The organism is Cellulomonas septica, from assembly GCF_012396155.1.
Lineage (GTDB): Bacteria > Actinomycetota > Actinomycetes > Actinomycetales > Cellulomonadaceae > Cellulomonas > Cellulomonas septica.
Genome location: NZ_JAAXOY010000903.1, coordinates 1 through 1,031 on the forward strand (window position 1 = coordinate 1; position 1,031 = coordinate 1,031).

The window sequence follows — 1,031 nt, forward strand, 5'->3', positions numbered from 1 at the left end:
AGGCAGACACGCGACCAGGCCATCCGCGACCGGCTGTGGGTCGAGGAGCTCCGCCGTCGCTCCGGAGCCCAGCGCGACAGCGCCCACGACGCCGCGGCGAACGCCCGGGCCGCCCTCGAGGACGCGATCATCGCGCGCGAGATGGCGGAGTCGGAGGCCGAGATGGCACGCGACGACGTCACGACGCTGCTGGACGACGCACGCGACGTCCGGCAGTCCGAGGCCGTCGAACGCCAGGCCGCAGCGACGGACCGTGAGATGTCCGCGCAGGACCGCCGCGGCTCGGCGGGCGACCGCGACAGGGCGCGCGCCGAGCGGGACCAGGCCGAGATCGACCGCGAGCTCGAGGTACCGCCGGACCGCAACCGGGCCTGACCTGACCGCAGGGCGCGAGCCCTCCCGCGTCACCACCGGCTGCGCGGTCGCGCCGACCCTGTGCCGGGACGCCCTCGCACGCCGTCGGCGCGGTCCTGCGGGCCATCAGCGACTGGGGCGCAGAACGACGAAGGCCGGACCCTGGTGGGTCCGGCCTTCGGCTTGCGGTGGAGCTGAGGGGATTCGAACCCCTGACCTTCTCATTGCGAACGAGACGCGCTACCAACTGCGCCACAGCCCCGCGAGCGGGCTACAGACTAGCACCCCGCCAGGGTCGTTCGTGAAATCGGGTCACTCCCCCGCGGCCCGGCGCTTGGCCAGGATCGCGTTGAGGTCGATGCTGCCCGTGGTGGCCGCGGGAGGCTCCGCGACCTCGGCCACGACCTGCGCGACGGGCTCGGTGACCGTGTCGGCCGCCGGGGTGCCCTTCGCACCGGCCGACGCGTCGGCGTCCTCGAGCGGGGCCGGCTCACGACGCGGCGCGGTGGCCTTCATCGTGTAGGTCGGGCGCGGGACAGGGACGGGCGACCAGGCGCCGTCCTCGTCCTCGGCCGGAGTGCGCGTCGCGTCGTCGGTGTCCACGTCGCGCGTCGCCTTCGCCAGGCGGTCGGCGACGCCGGTGCGGACGACGGGCGTCTGCCAGGTCGACGCGTGCC

At 74.9% G+C, this 1,031-nt stretch carries 1 protein-coding gene, 1 tRNA gene and 1 pseudogene; 1 reads left to right on the forward strand and 2 read right to left on the reverse strand.

The genetic code is table 11. The features are described 5' to 3' along the window. A partial coding sequence (locus tag HGA02_RS20155) for a hypothetical protein (RefSeq protein ID WP_210728865.1) occupies window positions 1–375 on the forward strand: 375 nt, incomplete at its 5' end. 168 nt (window positions 376–543) lie between these two features. On the opposite strand, the gene HGA02_RS20160 is transcribed toward HGA02_RS20155, so the two are convergent. Next, a tRNA-Ala gene (locus HGA02_RS20160) sits at window positions 544–616 on the reverse strand. Window positions 617–666: 50 nt separating this feature from the next. Beyond that, window positions 667–1,031 (reverse strand): annotated as a pseudogene (locus tag HGA02_RS20165) (hypothetical protein); the annotation flags it as partial.